This window comes from Pseudoalteromonas sp. TP27 (genome assembly GCF_056470645.1).
This window is the reverse complement of the sequence record NZ_JARDAK010000002.1, coordinates 31,639-48,011: the sequence shown is the minus strand read 5'-3', so window position 1 is coordinate 48,011 and position 16,373 is coordinate 31,639. Positions and strand designations below refer to the sequence as shown.

The following is a 16,373-nucleotide window of genomic DNA, read 5'->3' as shown; positions in this document are numbered from 1 at the left end:
CAGCCATCTAAAAGGCGTATTGCCTTTATCTGCACGCTAAAAGAGTGGATTTTATATTTCATGGCAATCAAACTTGCAATTAATGGTTTTGGTCGTATTGGTCGAAATATTGTCCGCGCGTTATACGAGTCTGGTTTGAGCGACGATATAAAAATTGTTGCGATTAACGAACTTGCTGATCCTGAAGCTATTGCTCATTTATTAAAATACGACACATCCCATGGTCGTTTTTCTTTTCCTGTAAAACTTGGTGAAGACACCATTAGTGTTGCAGGCGATACCATTGCACTTTTTTGTGAAGAAAACCCAATTGAATTACCTTGGCAAACGCTCGATGTAGACGTTGTACTTGAATGTACGGGTGTTTATCACTCGCGTGAACACGCACAGTTACATATTACTGCAGGCGCTAAAAAGGTGTTGTTTTCGCATCCGGCCGATAACGATGTTGATGCTACGATTGTGTATGGCATTAACGACGATGAGCTTAAAAGCGAACACACGATTGTGTCTAACGGGTCGTGTACAACTAACTGTGTTGTGCCGGTTATTAAAGTACTTGATGATGCATTTAGTATTGAATCGGGCGCTATTACGACTATTCACGCGTCGATGAACGATCAACAAGTGATTGATGGTTATCATCATGATTTACGTCGTACTCGCGCTGCAAGCCAATCAATTATTCCAGTTGATACAAAGCTCGCCCGTGGTATAGACCGTATTTTACCTAAATTTAAAGGCCGTTTTGAAGCCATCGCCGTACGCGTACCTACTATAAATGTAACGGCAATGGATTTAAGTGTAACGGTTAATACCGATGTAGATTTAAATGCAGTAAATAATGCACTTAAAGCGCAAGCCAAAGACCGCTTAGAAGGTATTTTAAGTTATACCGAAGAGCCGCTTGTATCGGTTGATTTTAATCACGACCCACATTCTTGTATTATTGATGGTACACAAACACGTGTTAGTCACAAACGACTGATAAAGTTATTAGTATGGTGTGATAACGAATGGGGTTTTGCTAATCGTATGCTCGACACAGCGCGTGCTATGATGGCAGTGAATAAGTAATTTATTAATATAATAATTTTAAACGTATTTTTCAGGTTCAGTATCGTTAACTAAGGAGATGTTCATGTCGGTCATAAAAATGGCAGATTTAGATTTAAACGGCAAACGCGTATTAATTCGTGAAGATTTAAATGTACCAGTTAAAGCAGGTAAAGTGACGTCAGATGCGCGTATTCGTGCAGCACTACCTACTATTAAATTAGCGCTTGAGATGGGTGCTAAAGTAATGGTTATGTCACACCTTGGCCGTCCTACGGAAGGGGAATATGATGAAGAGTTTTCGCTTGCACCTGTAGCTGATTACTTAAACGATGCTCTTGAGCAAACTGTACGTTTAGAAAAAGATTACCTAAACGGTGTTGATATTGCTGATAACGAAGTGGTTGTTTTTGAAAACGTACGCTTTAACAAAGGCGAGAAGAAAAACGACGAAGCGTTATCTAAGCAACTAGCAGCACTGTGTGATGTATATGTAATGGATGCATTTGGTACGGCTCACCGTGCACAAGCATCGACCCATGGCGTTGGCTTATTTGCCGATGTGGCATGTGCAGGTCCGTTATTATCAGCTGAGCTAGAAGCGTTAGGCAAAGCACTTGATAACCCAGCGCGTCCATTAGTGGCGATTGTTGGTGGTTCTAAAGTATCTACTAAGCTAACTGTTTTAGATTCACTTTCTAAAATTGTTGACCAATTAGTTACTGGTGGCGGTATTGCTAATACCTTCATTGCCGCATCAGGTAGCCCAGTTGGTAAATCGCTTTACGAACCTGATTTAATGGATGAAGCGAACCGTTTATGTGCAGCCGCGATTGCTAATAATGGTGAAATCCCTGTACCGACTGACGTAGTTGTTGGTAATGAGTTTTCGGAATCTGCTGTAGCTACGCTTAAAGACGTAAGCGAAGTAACAAGCGACGATATGATTTTTGATATTGGTCCTGATACAGCGAGCAAGCTTGCAAAAATTATTGCAAATGCGGGCACTGTTGTATGGAATGGCCCTGTTGGCGTGTTCGAGTTTGACCAGTTTGGTAATGGTACACGTGCTATTGCACAAGCAATTGCTAACTCAAATGCGTTTTCAATTGCTGGTGGTGGTGATACCTTAGCCGCAATTGATAAATACGGCATTGCCGATAAAGTCTCTTATATTTCTACTGGTGGTGGTGCGTTCTTAGAGTTTTTAGAAGGCAAAAAACTTCCAGCAGTTGAAATGCTAGAGTCGCGCGCTAAGTAATTTTAGTAGCGTAAGGTGAGGGGGTAATAGCTCTCACCGACAATTAATTATTAAATACCTCTCACCCTAATTTAATAGTTAATTTAGACGGAATTTTACTGCAAAGCAGTAGTTTTTCGTGGCGTTGTTATAACGCCAAACTAACACATCCGTTCAAACTAGATGGTAGGGAACTACTGTCGATAAATTGGAGAATACCCAATGGCTTTAATCAGTATGCGACAACTTTTAGATCATGCCGCTGAGCATGGTTACGGCGTACCTGCTTTTAACGTTAATAACCAAGAGCAAATGCGCGCAATAATGGAAGCGGCTGACAAAACAAACAGCCCTGTAATTGTTCAAGGATCAGCTGGCGCTCGTGCTTATGCCGGTGCCCCATTTATTCGCCATATGATTTTAGCAGCCGTTGAAGAATGGCCACATATCCCCGTTGTTATGCACCAAGATCACGGCACATCGCCAGGTGTATGTCAGCGTTCAATTCAGCTTGGTTTTTCATCAGTAATGATGGATGGCTCGTTAATGAGCGACGGTAAAACCCCTTCAAGCTACGAATATAATGTAGAAGTAACGCGCGAAACTGTTGCTATGGCTCATGCTTGTGGCGTATCGGTTGAAGGTGAGTTAGGTGTACTTGGTTCACTTGAAACAGGTGAAGCTGGCGAAGAAGATGGTGTTGGCGCAGAAGGCATATTAACCACTGATCAAATGCTAACAGATCCTGAAGAAGCGGCTGACTTTGTAAATAAAACACACGTTGATGCACTTGCAATTGCCTGTGGTACTTCGCACGGTGCTTATAAATTTACTCGCCCACCAACAGATGACATTTTAGCGATTGATCGCATTAAAGCGATTCATGCACGTATTCCTAACACTCACTTAGTGATGCATGGTTCATCTTCTGTTCCTCAAGAATGGTTAGAAATTATTAATCAGTATGGTGGCGAAATTCCAGAAACTTATGGTGTGCCGGTTGAGCAGATTGTTGAAGGCATTAAGTTTGGTGTTCGTAAAGTAAATATTGATACCGATTTACGTTTAGCATCTACTGGTGCAATTCGTCGTCATATGGCATTAAACCCATCTAACTTCGATCCACGTAAATACCTAGCTGAAGCAACTAAAGCCATGACAGAGATTTGTGTTGCACGCTACAACTCGTTTGGTACTTCTGGTCAGGCTAGTAAAATTAAGCCAATTTCACTTGATGAAATGCACCTTAAATACTTAAGCGGCGAACTAGACCCTAAAATTAGATAATAGATTAGTTTTATAACTGATCACTTTAAAAGCCAGTAACTTTGTTGCTGGCTTTTTTAATGCCTGCGCTTTTATATTACAAGTTACGGCTTCTATTGATCAGATCACTGTACTATCAACGCCGCACTTTGGGATCACGCATTTACTAACACAGCACTTTTGGATCATTACTTTACTAAGCCAACTACGCTTTGGCGCTATTTTAGGCTTTGAAATAATTTGATCGTTATTTATTTGTACAAACAATCAACAACTTATGGCTTTAACTAGGTACAACTCTGATCTGAGAATGGATCAGCTTGGTAAAAATCTGATCCTTTAATTTAGGCTTAGTAAAATTTAGATCTATTTTTAAACGTATTAATGGCGACACAGACGGGGTGGTTGATTTTAAAATGGTATTAAAGTTAGTTTTAAGCCGTCGATCTGTAAAAAGGTATGGGTTAGTAAAACAATGATCCCAGCTAATTCGCTATTATGTAGTAATTTAAATACGGGCAAAAAAGCAGGTAATTTAAAAAATTCTGACATTTTAAAAATTTATCGTAAATCTCTTTTTATTACGTTCAATATTAAAAAGGTTTTAAAAATATGACGTTAATGAGGTTTTTTGTCACTAATTTGTGTTTTTTTTACCACCATTTTAATTTACACGTTACACTTTCATAAAAATGTCATACTTAGTCATAATAATGAAAACTAATTCGATAGCGTAAGAGATAAATTGGAATGTCACGTAAAGTACTAGTCGTAGATGACGAAGCTCCTATCAGGGAGATGTTGGTTTTTGTTTTAGAGCAAAATGGATTTCAAGCAATTGAAGCAGAAGATTACGACTCTGCTATTGCAGCTATGGTTGAACCTTATCCAGATATGGTTTTACTTGATTGGATGTTACCAGGTGGAAGCGGTATTCAAATTGCTAAAAAGTTTAAGCAAAACGAACACACCCGCCAAATCCCAATTATTATGCTTACAGCTCGCGGCGAAGAAGAAGACAAAGTACGCGGCCTTGAAGTAGGTGCTGACGATTACGTCACCAAGCCGTTTTCTCCTAAAGAGCTCATGGCACGTATTAAAGCGGTTATTCGCCGTGTATCGCCAACCTCATTAGAGGAAGCTATTGAAGTACATGGCCTGCGTTTAGACCCAATATCACATCGCGTTACCTCAGAAGGTAACGAGCTTGATATGGGACCAACCGAATTTAGATTACTGCACTTTTTTATGACTCACCCAGAGCGTGTTTATAGCCGTGAACAACTGCTTGATCATGTATGGGGAACTAATGTTTACGTAGAAGATCGTACGGTTGATGTGCACATTCGTCGCCTGCGTAAAGCAATTGGCCCACTTGGACATGACCGCTTAGTGCAAACTGTACGCGGTGCAGGGTATCGTTTTTCAAGTAAGCTGTAATCAGCTTAAAGCTTAGTTTATGTGTGAAATACGCATGAATTACTACTCTAAGGTAAAGTGAGTGTATGTATCGAGTTGTTAATAAGCAGGCGTTAGTAAAGCGCCTGTTTATCTATTTTTTACCCTTACTATTAATTGGTGTGCTGGTTGGCGCGCCATTTTTGCTTTTATTTTTAGGATCTTTTTCCCTCCTTATTTGGCACTATCATCAGCTCTATCGCCTGAGCGATTGGCTACTTAATCAACGCAGTTTTAATCCGCCAGAAGGTGAAGGCGCTTGGGAACAAGTATTTGAAGGTATTTATCATCTTCAGCATCGCAATCGTAAAAAACGTAACGAACTTGCCGATTTAATTCGTCGTTTTCGTGATGGTGCAGAAGCGGTGCCTGATGCTGTTGTGGTCCTGCAAAATGATTTAAGTATTGTGTGGTGTAATCAACTTGCGCTTAAGGTACTTGGTTTGCAGTGGCCAACCGATCATGGTCAGCGCCTTGATAATTTAATTCGCGAACCTAAGTTTGCTAAATACATGCATAAAGGCGAGTTTGACGACGCGCTTGAGCTTGATAACGGCCACAGCATTGAGCAAGTACTTGAGTTTAGGGTAATGCCTTATGCAAGCACGCAACTTATGGTTGTAGTACGTGATGTAACGCGCTTAAAACAGCTAGAGCAAATGCGTAAAGACTTTGTTGCCAATGTGTCACACGAACTACGTACACCGCTTACAGTGGTTACAGGCTATCTTGAGATGATGGATGGCGACATGATGCCGCCCCCAGCTATGTGGAACAAAGCGCAAAATACTATGCTTGAACAATGTAAGCGCATGGATAGCTTAGTCAGCCAATTATTATCGCTTTCGCGAATAGAAGGTGCGAGGCGCCAAGATAACGATAAAGCCATAAATGTACCGCAATTATTGGGTTATATTCACACTGAGGCAAAGTCAATTAATCAAGATAAAGGCCATGAGCTTATTTTTAATATTGATAAAACCCTTGATATTAAAGGCTCTGAGGATGAACTGCGTAGTGCGTTTTCTAATTTAGTATTTAACGCCATTCATTACACAAAACCAGGCGGTAAAGTAGAAGTATGCTGGCAGCGCAAAAACAATAAAGCATGTTTTAGTGTTACCGATAATGGTGATGGTATTGCGCCTGAGCATATTAACCGTTTGACCGAGCGTTTTTACCGCGTTGATAAAGCCCGTAGCAGAACAACGGGTGGCTCAGGTTTAGGGCTAGCGATTACAAAACATGTACTAACGCGCCACGATAGTAAATTAAATATTAGCAGCGAAGTAAACAAAGGATCGTGTTTTTCCTTTGAATTTTCAATGGATAAGATAGTTCCATTAACTAAAAAATTAAGCTAATCAGTCAAGTCATAAAAGTGTCATTTAAGAGTAATGTAACTGTCATGTACTCACTTTAGAGTGGGCAGCAGTTAGAAAATGGGACGAACAAACTGGAGAACCCACCATGAAATTTAAAAATTTAGTTGCCGCAATGGGTGTGGCTGTTACAACTTTCGTATCTGCACAAGCAGTTGCTTTAGACCAAGATATTCCTGAGTATCAAAAAATTAGTGGTGTTTCAGGTAACTTTTCATCAGTAGGTTCTGACACTTTAGCCAACATGATGACGTTTTGGGCTGAAGAGTACAAACGTATTTACCCAAATGTAAATATTCAAATTCAAGCGGCAGGTTCTTCTACTGCTCCACCGGCACTAACCGAAGGTACTGCTAACCTTGGTCCAATGAGCCGTAAAATGAAATCTAAAGAAATCGAAGCGTTCGAAAGACGCTACGGTTATAAACCAACTGAAGTACGCGTTGCTATTGATGCACTAGCGGTTTATGTACATAAAGACAATCCAATTGAAGGTCTTCGTATTGACCAAGTAGATGCTATTTTTTCATCTACTCGTAAGTGTGGGGCACCAGAGCAAGTAAACCGTTGGAGCGATGTTGGCCTAACAGGTGACTGGGCAGCTAAAGATGTTCAATTATACGGGCGTAACTCTGTATCAGGTACTTACGGTTACTTTAAAAAGAAAGCACTGTGTAAAGGTGATTTCCGAAATAACGTAAATGAACAACCGGGTTCTGCATCAGTAGTACAGTCAATTTCATCTTCATTAAATGCAATTGGTTACTCTGGTATTGGTTATAAAACATCGGGCGTACGTACCGTACCGCTAGCTAAAAAAGGCGATAACTTTGTTGATGCAACACTTGATAACGTTGCGCAAGGTAAATACCCATTATCTCGCTTTTTATATGTTTACGTAAACAAGCACCCAAATAAGCCATTGTCTCCAATGGAAGCACAGTTCTTAAAAATGGTACTTTCAAAAGATGGTCAGCAAATTGTAGAAAAAGATGGTTATGTACCACTTTCTGCAAAGTTAGTAGAAACAGAACTTAAAAAGCTTGGTTTAAACTAATACCAATTGCATTAAATTAGTGAGCCATTATAGCGATAAGAAAATAGCTCAATAACAAGGCTAAAATTATGATACATAGTTGTTCTATATAAATAATTTTTAACGTAGTTAGTGAGTTATTTAATACGCTAGAATGATCATTTTTTTAATAAAATTGGTATAATAAATCATAAGCAATAAAAAACCGCTCACTGAGCGGTTTTTTTGTGCCTAAAATTGAAGACCTGAAATATAAACAAAGCCAGTATTTTAAACGATTAAATATTACCTATTTTTTCAGCTTGTGCTTTACATTGATTATAACTATCAACACATTTTGCAGAGCATACTTGTTGCTTTAAGCCCTTAGCAGTTGTTTGCTGTTCACAGTTGCTTTCGCATTGGTAATTTTGTTGAGCACACTGGTTCATTTCAGGGTTTTCAACTTGGTTTTGACAACCTGCTAATAGTGCAAAAGTAAGGGCGACTACGCTTGTTTTTATTAATGTGTGCATGCTTAATCCTTAAAAAGTGAGTCGCAATAATATTAAATTTCGACCTGAATATTGTCGATCAATCTAACACCACCAAAATAGGCTGCGGCTAAAATAACAAATTGAGTATCTTCGATTGTAGCAGTTTTTAATGTATCTCGTTGAGCAATCTTAAAATAGTCTGGTTTTAAACCCGCTTGTTCTAAACTCACTTTAGCTGCGGCTTCAAGTTCTGCAAAGTCTTTTTCGCCGCTTTTAAGTTGCTCAGCGCATGTATTAAGTGCTTTAAATAATACGGTTGCAGTCGCTTTTTGCTCATCAGATAAGTAACCATTACGCGAGCTCATAGCAAGGCCAGAAACTTCACGCATTGTAGGTACACCAATAACTTCAACCGGAATTGATAAGTCGCGTGTCATAGTTTTAATTACTTGCAGTTGCTGAAAATCTTTTTCACCAAAGCAGGCGTAATCTGGTTGTACAAGGTTAAATAATTTTGTAACTACCGTGGCAACGCCTCTAAAATGCCCTGGGCGTGAACCACCACAGTAACCTAATGAAATGTCAGGCACATCTACAAAGCTTTGTGCGTCAAGCCCGTTTGGGTAGATTGTGTCTACACTTGGGGTAAATACAATGTCAGTGCCTAGTTCAGCAAGGCCTTGTTTGTCTTCGCTTAGCGTACGAGGATAGTTATCTAAATCTTCGTTAGCACCAAACTGCATTGGGTTAACAAAAATACTCACAACGACTTTATCGGCTAAGTTTTTTGCTTTTTCTACTAGCGAAAAATGCCCACGGTGCAAGTTGCCCATTGTTGGCACAAGTGCCACGCTAAGACCCGCTTGGCGCCATGCTTTAATTTGACTACGTAACGATCTGATTTCAGTAATTGACTGCATTATTTAAACTCGTGTTCAGCGCTTGGAAATGCGCCATTTTTAACGTCTGTACAATATTTTTGAACGGCTGCAGGCATATTGCCTGTTTCGAGCAAAAAGTTTTTAGAAAATTTAGGAATGTAACCTGCTGAAATACCAACAAGGTCATGCATTACCAATATTTGGCCGTCAGTTAAACTGCCAGCACCAATACCAATAGTTGGAATGCTAAGTGCGTCAGTAATACGTTTTGCCAATGCACTTGGTATACATTCAAGTACTAATAATTGTGCGCCAGCAGCTTCTAGTGCTTTTGCGTCATCAATCATTTTTTGTGCTTTATCTTCTTCGCGACCTTGTATTTTAAAGCCACCAAATACATGTACTGACTGTGGTGTTAGGCCTAGATGCCCGCAAACTGGAATACCTTGTTGAGTAAGCGTTTTAATGCTCTCGTAAAGCCATTCTCCGCCTTCAAGCTTAATCATGTTTGCGCCAGCGCGCATAAGCTCAGCTGCATTTTTACAGGTATCACTTACGCTTGAGTAGGTCATAAACGGTAAGTCAGCAATTACAAATAATTCGCGGCTACCAGCGCGTACACAGCGGGTATGATAAGCGATATCTTGATTGGTTACGCCAAGCGTATCATCGCCGCCTTGTAGTACCATGCCCAAGGAGTCGCCCACTAAAATAACTTCAACGCCATTATCATGAAATAACTTTGCAAAACTAGCGTCGTAGGCTGTTAATGCAGTAATTTTGTTATTTTCTGCTTTCATTTTATTTAAAGTAGAAACGGTTATTTTAGACATAATATCCTCGCAGGCAAAAGCCTAGGTTAATTACAGAGGTAATTGTTGTAAGTCGTTGAGCGGTAAGTTATTTGCAATGGTTTTTAATGCAATGCCGCTAGGTAAAATAAGTTCAGGTGCAAGCTCTAACAGTGGGTAAACCACAAACTCGCGATTATTCAAACCATAATGAGGCACGGTTAAGCGCTGTGTATTTATAATTTGATCACCAAATAATAGGGTATCTATATCAAGCGTGCGTGGACCCCAACGCTCAGCCTTTCTTACTCGGCCGTGCTCAAGTTCAATTGCTTGAGTTAAATCAAGTAATTGCTCTGGCTCGAGTGTCGTTTCAATGCACGCTACTGCATTGATATAGTCAGGTTGATCTTGTGGGCCCATAGGCTTACTAGCATAGTAATGCGATACGTTTATAAATTCACAATTGGGCAGCTTTTTAAGCGCGATTACCGCGTTATCAAGCTGCTCTTTTGGTGAGTTTAGGTTTGCACCTAAACCCAAATAAACACGGTGCATGTTATTACTCAGTTGGCTTTTTATTTGGACGACGGCGTTTTCGTGGTTTAGGGCCACCTTGATGACCTAAGTTTTTAACCATCTCTTTTTGGCCGTTTATATCTTGGCTTAAATACTGTGTCCACCACTGTGCAAGCTCAGTATGCTGCGTTTCGCCTGCATTTACGCGTAATAATAAAAAGTCGTAAGCGGCTTTAAAGCGAGGTTGCTGCGTTAGTCGGTAAGCACGTTGGCCAGCACGTTTATCTAAACGATGCTGAATATGCCAAATATCGCGTGCACCTAAAGTAAAGCGCTTAGGAACGGCAATATGTTGTGAGTTGTCACTGAGTACTTTATTCATTGCTTGTGCGAAAGCATCGTATTCAGATAGTTGCTCTTGGCTTTGAATTTTTTTAGTACGCTCAAGTAGCGGGAACCAAAGTAGGGCAGCAAAAATAAACGCTGGTGTTACTTTTTTATCTGCATTAATACGCTTGTCGGTATTTTGAAACATTAGCTGAATAAGTGTGTGCTCTAAGCCACTTGGATTTTTATCTAAAATTTTATCAAGATCAGGGAACAGTGAGCGGAATAAGCCGTATTTACGCAGCATTAAAAAGTTAGCTTCGGCCTTGCCGTTCAAAAATAGTTTAAGGATTTCTTCAAATAAACGAGCCGGCGGAATGTTATCAAGCAAGCTTGCAAGCTCGCTAATTGGCTTTTCGCTTTTAGGCGCAATGCTCATATCAAGTTTAGTAGCAAAACGTACTGCACGTAACATACGCACAGGGTCTTCGCGGTAACGCGTTTCGGGGTCGCCAATTAGTTCGATTTGTTTAGCTTTAATAGCAGCTAAGCCGTTGGCGTAATCGTGAATACTAAAATCTTTGATTGAGTAATAAAGTGCATTGATTGAAAAATCGCGGCGCTCTGCATCTTCTTCAATACTGCCAAATACGTTGTCACGTAGCAGTTGGCCTTCATCACTTGATTGGCTTATTTGATTTTTATCTTCTTGCGCTTCGTGGTGGCCACGCATAGTTGCCACTTCAATAATTTCACGGCCAAACACAATATGCGCTAAACGAAAGCGACGGCCAATAAGGCGACAGTTTCTAAATAGTTTTTTTACTTGATCGGGTGTTGCATTTGTAACTACGTCAAAATCTTTTGGCTGTTGGCCTAACAATATATCGCGAATACAACCACCAACAAGGTAGGCATCGTAGCCACCGTCTTTTAAGCGGTATAATACTTTGATTGCATTTGGGCTAAATTGTTTGCGAGAAATACCATGCTCACCACGAGTGACAACAATAGGTTCACTGCTTACAGAAGCGCTTTCGGCACTGGTATTCGGGCCGATTATTTGTCGGCAAAATTGAAAAAGCTTGGAAATAATAATCTGTCTCCTAGAAGGTATGATTGACACTACATTGCAATCAAAAGTTACAGCAAATAGGGCGGTTATAACCCAGCACAAGCTGCTTAGCTTAATTAGCATATATTTAGGCGGCTATCATATACCAGCAGGGTTTAAAAATTAAGTTGATGTGTTGAAATTAAGCCGTTTTTAGCTATTTTATTTACTTAAATGTGTAAATTGGACTTTTTGGCTATGTGGATGTTGAGAAATTTGTATTTCGGATACGTGTGGTACCTGCTTTAAGCTAAAGTTTTTAACGCCCCAAGCGATTAATTGTTCAATATTTAAATCGGCTAAATCAGCCATAACAGGCAATCCTAAAAATTCAAATGCACTAATTAAAGCAGGCTTTGGATTTTGTTTGCTAATGGCTGGAGCATAATTTTGTTTAGACAGTTTAAAACCAGGTTTGGCAACCGCTAATGGTAAATGAGCGAATTCGGGTACAGGGCTGTTGAGCTGTTTAAACAAACTAATTTGTCGTGCTGTTGGCTCAATTAAATCAGCGCCTCTAACAATTCGATTAATCCCTTGGTCAATATCATCGACGACCACAACAAGTTGATAGGCAAATAAGTCATCGCTGCGTTTAATTAAGTAATCCTCATGGGCGAGGGCACTATTAACGCTCATGTCACCTTGAATTAAATCACTAAATTGAGTCGTTGGATGTTGCTGAACTAAACGAAGCGCACCGGATTGGGTGTTGTGATTAAGTGCTTTGCAATGCCCCTGATAAATACCGCCAATAGCTTTTATTTGTTTGCGAGTACAGGTGCAACCATAAACAAGGTTTTGTTTTAAAAGTGAGTGGGTAATATCTTGATATAAAGACAGACGCTGCGTTTGATATACAACAGGTTCATCCCAGTAAAGGGCGTAGGCTTGTAAGGTATTAAGAATATCGGAGTCGGCGTTTTTAACCACGCGCGTAGTGTCTATGTCTTCTATACGAACTAACCATTTTCCTTGATTAGCTTTTGCATCCAGATAGCTACCCACAGCCGCTACAAGTGAGCCAAAATGTAATGGCCCAGAAGGAGACGGTGCAAAACGACCGCGATATTTACGCATAGGCGCAGTAACGGCTGTAGGAGACATAACTAATTAATAAGTATTAATTAGCCGCGTCCAGATTGCTTTTCTTTGATTTCTGCAAGTGTTTTACAGTCTACGCATAAATCGGCAGTAGGACGTGCTTCTAAGCGACGTATGCCAATTTCGATGCCACAAGACTCACAAAAGCCAAAATCATCTTCTTTAATCAAATTAATTGTTTTTTCAATTTTTTTGATTAATTTACGTTCGCGGTCACGAGTACGAAGTTCTAAAGAGAACTCTTCTTCTTGTGCAGCGCGGTCAACTGGGTCAGGAAAGTTAGCAGCTTCGTCTTGCATGTGCGATTTAGTGCGATCAACTTCGTTACGTAAATCATTACGCCAAGTTTCTAAAATCGTTCTAAAATGAGCACGTTGTGCATCATTCATGTACTCTTCGCCTGGTTTTTCTTGGTATGGTTCTAAACCGGCTTGAGCCAATAAACCATGTTTCTTTTGGTCTGGCATAACTCTCTCCTAAATCCTTAATTTAATGCCTCAGCATTAGCCGGCGGTATAAATAACAGAATCTTATACCCTAGGCAAATTTATTTTTAATTAATCGAATTAGCTTCAACCATGCTTACTGAGTAAAAAGTGTATTAATAGTTTGTTTACACTTTTAATTAATTCACATATTCGCTTTCTAAAACTTGCCTTGTTATATGGGCAAAAGCTTTAAAAACAAGTTAATTTTAATAATTCATTTTTGTAACTTTCTATATTTTGAGCTCGTTACTTACTTTGCAAATTACGAATAGTTCAATCCTTTGTTTAAATAAACACATCAATACACTATTCTATAAATACTATTTTTTTATGAAGTAAAATCTCATCCGCCGAAATAGTCGCTTTGTATGCTAATACTTCAACACCGGCTGTTATTGCTTGGCTTAATAATGAGGCATATTTTTCATCAATATGTGCTGCTGCACTTACCGTATTTATTCCTTCATGCAAAACTGCGAACAGTAATACTGCTCGGTGGCCTTGTTCGATCATTTCTATTAGTTCGCGAATATGTTTTTGTCCGCGCAGTGTTTGCGCATCAGGAAAGTAGCCTTGCCCACTTTGTGGAGCATTTTCGCTTAATAATGTGACTGATTTAACTTCTACATAGCAATCAGGTTTATTTTCGTCTGTGAGTAAAAAGTCGATTCGGCTGTTTTCGCTGCCGTACTTTACTTCGCTTTTTAATTGACTGTAGTCGAGTAGCTCGCTTATCACATTATTGTTTATTGCTTCTTCTACTACTTTATTTGCCACCGCTGTATTTACACAAATAAGCTGAGATAAGTTATTTTTCGTAAGCTCTAATGAATGCGGGTATTTTCGTTTTGCGTTATCGCTTGTTGAATAAAAAGCAGCAAAACCTGATTCTGCGCATCCCGTCATTTTACCTGTATTTGCACAGTGGGCGGTAAATTCGCTGCCATCACTTAGTTGTAAATCAGCTAAAAAGCGTTTGTAGCGTTTTAATAAAGTGGCTGGTTGCAGCGCTGGCGTGTACTTCATAATGACTTCCAAAGTGTAAATACTGCACAGCAGTGTGATTTATGTTATTTATCTCAAGCTGTTGGGAACTTAAGCGCTCTATAGTAAACTCGGTGGCACATTTAAGTGCAAGGGTATTCTAACATGAGTGAAAAATTTGTTGTTCAACTAAGCGAACAAGCGGCAGCTAGCCATTGGGGCGATAATGCGTCGTTGTCTTTTAACGAGCGCGGTGCAACGGTACATTTGTCTGAGCAAGAAACATTGAAAAATGTTCAAAAAGCAGGTCGAACTCTTGCAATCCAAGGCGTTAAAAACGTTGAACTAGCAGGCGATACTTGGTGTACAGAAAGCCAGTGGGCCTTTTATCAAGGCTTTGTAACACCAAAATCGTTAAATGGTGTTGAGTTTGTTGATAACGCACAATCAGATATTAAAGAACTTGCTCATTTAAAAACGTCAGCAATTTGGGCACGTGAAATGGTTAACGGCACGGCCGATGACATTTACCCTGAAAGCCTTGCTGAAAAAGCAGCTGAGTTTATTCAATCACTAGCGCCTGAGCACGTTAGTTACCAAATTATTAAAGGCGATGCGTTACTAGAGCAGCAATGGATTGGTATTCATGCTGTTGGTCGCGGTAGTGTTCGCCCACCTGTATTACTTGAGCTTGATTACAACCCAACAGGCGACGAAAATGCACCAGTAAGTGCAGCGCTTGTAGGTAAAGGTATTACGTTTGACTCAGGTGGTTACTCAATCAAATCAAGCGAAGGTATGCTTGGTATGAAGTGCGACATGGGCGGCGCGGCAACAGTAACTGCAGGCTTAGCATTGGCTATTAACCGTGGTATTGAAAAACGTATTAAGCTGTTTTTATGTTGTGCAGAGAACTTGATTTCGGGTCATGCATACAAATTAGGTGACATTCTTACTTATAAAAATGGCACAACAGTTGAAATTGTAAACACCGATGCTGAAGGTCGCTTAGTACTTGCTGATGGCCTAATGGCTGCTGGTGAGACTGGTGCTCCACTTATTATTGATGCAGCAACACTAACTGGTGCAGCACTAGTTGCTGTTGGCCAAGAGTACAATGCATTATTTGCACTTGATAAAGAACTAGCACGCGAAGTTGAAGGGTTTGCCTCTCAAGAAATGGAAGCTGCTTGGCCTCTTCCTCTTGAAAAATGGCATCAACAAAACTGCCCATCGCCTTACGCTGATACGGCAAATAGCCGCGCACAAAAAGGTGGCGGTTATGGCGGTGCATCAAATGCAGCAGGCTTTTTATCACGCTTTGTGCCAAACGATGGCAAAGGCTGGGTACACATAGATTTAGCAGCTGCATTTAACATGGGCAGCACAAGCCAATGGGCTGCTGGTGCAACAACTCAAGGTATGCGTACTGTTGCACGTACATTGTTAGAAAAAGCTTAATAATACGTAAAATAGGCTTTTAAGATACAAAATAGGCACCACTTGGTGCCTATTTTTTGATTTGCAGACAAGCAATTTAGTTTGATTTACGGTAAAATCTGTCGCCAATACCTGTTTGAGTTTAATTTTTTGCTTAACTCTAAGCTGCGCTCAAATGTTATATCCACCACTGGGGTTTCTAATTATGTCAGATAAGTGCTACATCACAGCTCAACAGCTGCTTGAAGATTCGTTCCGCGTAGCGGCACAAGTATACCAAGATGGCTTTCGTCCTGATTTTATCATTGGTATTTGGCGAGGTGGTGCACCAATCGGTATTGCTGTTCAAGAGTATTACGATTACAAAGGCATTGAGACTGACCATATTGCGGTACGTACATCGTCTTATTACGGTATTGGTAAACAATCAAAAGAAATTAAAGTTCACGGATTACATTACATTGTTGAGAACGCAAATGCAGGCGACTCATTATTAATTGTTGATGATGTATTTGACTCAGGCCGTAGTATTGTTGCACTAAAAGAAAAGCTTTCAGAGCTTATGCGCTTAAATTTGCCACGTGATATTCGTATTGCGTGCCCGTATTACAAGCCTAAAAATTCAAAAGTAGACACTGTTCCAGATTATTATATTCATGAGTCTGAAGAATGGTTAGTGTTCCCGCATGAATTATCGGGTTTAACGCCAGATGAAATTATTGCTGGTAAATCTGACCTTGCAAAAATTCATGACATTTTGCTAGAGAAGTAATTAGTAATTTGCATAAATAAAAAAAGGCCGTTAAGGCCT

General features: G+C 40.0%; 16 protein-coding genes. 8 read left to right on the top strand and 8 right to left on the bottom strand.

From position 1 onward, the window contains the following. The first annotated feature begins 60 nt into the window (after window positions 1–60). The 6 genes from epd (at window position 61) to PX700_RS02460 (ending at window position 7,459) form a co-directional block, all read left to right on the top strand. Window positions 61–1,077, top strand: a complete 1,017-nt coding sequence (gene epd, locus PX700_RS02485; RefSeq protein ID WP_197176256.1) for an erythrose-4-phosphate dehydrogenase — start codon at window positions 61–63, stop codon at window positions 1,075–1,077. A gap of 64 nt (window positions 1,078–1,141) precedes the next feature. Then, the gene (locus PX700_RS02480; protein ID WP_024598977.1) at window positions 1,142–2,317 is read left to right on the top strand and encodes a phosphoglycerate kinase; all 1,176 of its coding nucleotides are present in this window, start codon (window positions 1,142–1,144) and stop codon (window positions 2,315–2,317) included. 201 nt (window positions 2,318–2,518) lie between these two features. Beyond that, the gene (gene fba, locus PX700_RS02475; protein ID WP_182733993.1) at window positions 2,519–3,583 is read left to right on the top strand and encodes a class II fructose-bisphosphate aldolase; all 1,065 of its coding nucleotides are present in this window, start codon (window positions 2,519–2,521) and stop codon (window positions 3,581–3,583) included. Window positions 3,584–4,312: 729 nt separating this feature from the next. Beyond that, on the top strand, window positions 4,313–5,002 hold the full coding sequence (phoB, locus tag PX700_RS02470; RefSeq protein WP_006791869.1) for a phosphate regulon transcriptional regulator PhoB: 690 nt from the start codon (window positions 4,313–4,315) through the stop codon (window positions 5,000–5,002). 65 nt (window positions 5,003–5,067) lie between these two features. Continuing rightward, window positions 5,068–6,384: a phosphate regulon sensor histidine kinase PhoR gene (gene phoR, locus PX700_RS02465; protein WP_415636441.1), complete on the top strand. Its 1,317-nt coding sequence runs from the start codon at window positions 5,068–5,070 to the stop codon at window positions 6,382–6,384. Window positions 6,385–6,490: 106 nt separating this feature from the next. After that, entirely contained in the window at window positions 6,491–7,459 is a 969-nt protein-coding gene (locus PX700_RS02460) for a PstS family phosphate ABC transporter substrate-binding protein (RefSeq protein ID WP_197181333.1), read from the top strand. 257 nt (window positions 7,460–7,716) lie between these two features. Here PX700_RS02460 and PX700_RS02455 read toward each other — a convergent pair whose 3' ends face one another. From PX700_RS02455 to sfsA, 8 genes are all read right to left on the bottom strand, one after another. Continuing rightward, on the bottom strand, window positions 7,717–7,953 hold the full coding sequence (locus tag PX700_RS02455; protein WP_415636442.1) for a hypothetical protein: 237 nt from the start codon (window positions 7,951–7,953) through the stop codon (window positions 7,717–7,719). A 32-nt stretch (window positions 7,954–7,985) separates the two neighbouring features. Then, complete coding sequence (gene panC, locus PX700_RS02450; protein ID WP_415636443.1) at window positions 7,986–8,834, bottom strand: pantoate--beta-alanine ligase; 849 nt, start codon at window positions 8,832–8,834, stop codon at window positions 7,986–7,988. Continuing rightward, complete coding sequence (panB, locus tag PX700_RS02445; protein WP_007587166.1) at window positions 8,834–9,628, bottom strand: 3-methyl-2-oxobutanoate hydroxymethyltransferase; 795 nt, start codon at window positions 9,626–9,628, stop codon at window positions 8,834–8,836. Before panB ends, panC begins: the two co-directional genes overlap by 1 nt. A 30-nt stretch (window positions 9,629–9,658) precedes the next feature. Next, window positions 9,659–10,144 (bottom strand): 2-amino-4-hydroxy-6-hydroxymethyldihydropteridine diphosphokinase, encoded by a 486-nt coding sequence (folK, locus tag PX700_RS02440; protein WP_479519754.1) that lies wholly within the window; start codon window positions 10,142–10,144, stop codon window positions 9,659–9,661. A gap of 4 nt (window positions 10,145–10,148) precedes the next feature. Next, window positions 10,149–11,630: a polynucleotide adenylyltransferase PcnB gene (gene pcnB / locus PX700_RS02435; RefSeq protein WP_479519753.1), complete on the bottom strand. Its 1,482-nt coding sequence runs from the start codon at window positions 11,628–11,630 to the stop codon at window positions 10,149–10,151. Between the two features lie 78 nt (window positions 11,631–11,708). Next, on the bottom strand, window positions 11,709–12,653 hold the full coding sequence (gene gluQRS, locus PX700_RS02430; RefSeq protein WP_479519752.1) for a tRNA glutamyl-Q(34) synthetase GluQRS: 945 nt from the start codon (window positions 12,651–12,653) through the stop codon (window positions 11,709–11,711). A 20-nt stretch (window positions 12,654–12,673) separates the two neighbouring features. Continuing rightward, window positions 12,674–13,117, bottom strand: a complete 444-nt coding sequence (dksA, locus tag PX700_RS02425; RefSeq protein WP_024611520.1) for an RNA polymerase-binding protein DksA — start codon at window positions 13,115–13,117, stop codon at window positions 12,674–12,676. Window positions 13,118–13,444: 327 nt separating this feature from the next. Further along, complete coding sequence (sfsA, locus tag PX700_RS02420) at window positions 13,445–14,164, bottom strand: DNA/RNA nuclease SfsA (RefSeq protein ID WP_479519751.1); 720 nt, start codon at window positions 14,162–14,164, stop codon at window positions 13,445–13,447. Between the two features lie 123 nt (window positions 14,165–14,287). On the opposite strand from sfsA, the gene pepB reads away from it, so the two are divergent. Further along, the gene (pepB, locus tag PX700_RS02415) at window positions 14,288–15,583 is read left to right on the top strand and encodes an aminopeptidase PepB (protein WP_166419240.1); all 1,296 of its coding nucleotides are present in this window, start codon (window positions 14,288–14,290) and stop codon (window positions 15,581–15,583) included. 184 nt (window positions 15,584–15,767) lie between these two features. Further along, on the top strand, window positions 15,768–16,334 hold the full coding sequence (locus tag PX700_RS02410) for a phosphoribosyltransferase (protein ID WP_007377478.1): 567 nt from the start codon (window positions 15,768–15,770) through the stop codon (window positions 16,332–16,334). Window positions 16,335–16,373 lie beyond the last annotated feature (39 nt).

What these genes read in the sequence shown, in the direction of transcription:
- pcnB (WP_479519753.1), bottom strand. Translation starts at nt 11,630, where the DNA reads ATGCTAATTAAGCTAAGCAGCTTGTGCTGGGTTATAACCGCCCTATTT.
- PX700_RS02460 (WP_197181333.1), top strand. Translation starts at nt 6,491, where the DNA reads ATGAAATTTAAAAATTTAGTTGCCGCAATGGGTGTGGCTGTTACAACT.
- PX700_RS02480 (WP_024598977.1), top strand. Translation starts at nt 1,142, where the DNA reads ATGTCGGTCATAAAAATGGCAGATTTAGATTTAAACGGCAAACGCGTA.
- dksA (WP_024611520.1), bottom strand. Translation starts at nt 13,117, where the DNA reads ATGCCAGACCAAAAGAAACATGGTTTATTGGCTCAAGCCGGTTTAGAA.
- gluQRS (WP_479519752.1), bottom strand. Translation starts at nt 12,653, where the DNA reads ATGTCTCCTACAGCCGTTACTGCGCCTATGCGTAAATATCGCGGTCGT.
- panC (WP_415636443.1), bottom strand. Translation starts at nt 8,834, where the DNA reads ATGCAGTCAATTACTGAAATCAGATCGTTACGTAGTCAAATTAAAGCA.
- sfsA (WP_479519751.1), bottom strand. Translation starts at nt 14,164, where the DNA reads ATGAAGTACACGCCAGCGCTGCAACCAGCCACTTTATTAAAACGCTAC.
- phoB (WP_006791869.1), top strand. Translation starts at nt 4,313, where the DNA reads ATGTCACGTAAAGTACTAGTCGTAGATGACGAAGCTCCTATCAGGGAG.
- pepB (WP_166419240.1), top strand. Translation starts at nt 14,288, where the DNA reads ATGAGTGAAAAATTTGTTGTTCAACTAAGCGAACAAGCGGCAGCTAGC.
- phoR (WP_415636441.1), top strand. Translation starts at nt 5,068, where the DNA reads ATGTATCGAGTTGTTAATAAGCAGGCGTTAGTAAAGCGCCTGTTTATC.
- PX700_RS02410 (WP_007377478.1), top strand. Translation starts at nt 15,768, where the DNA reads ATGTCAGATAAGTGCTACATCACAGCTCAACAGCTGCTTGAAGATTCG.
- fba (WP_182733993.1), top strand. Translation starts at nt 2,519, where the DNA reads ATGGCTTTAATCAGTATGCGACAACTTTTAGATCATGCCGCTGAGCAT.
- folK (WP_479519754.1), bottom strand. Translation starts at nt 10,144, where the DNA reads ATGCACCGTGTTTATTTGGGTTTAGGTGCAAACCTAAACTCACCAAAA.
- PX700_RS02455 (WP_415636442.1), bottom strand. Translation starts at nt 7,953, where the DNA reads ATGCACACATTAATAAAAACAAGCGTAGTCGCCCTTACTTTTGCACTA.
- epd (WP_197176256.1), top strand. Translation starts at nt 61, where the DNA reads ATGGCAATCAAACTTGCAATTAATGGTTTTGGTCGTATTGGTCGAAAT.
- panB (WP_007587166.1), bottom strand. Translation starts at nt 9,628, where the DNA reads ATGTCTAAAATAACCGTTTCTACTTTAAATAAAATGAAAGCAGAAAAT.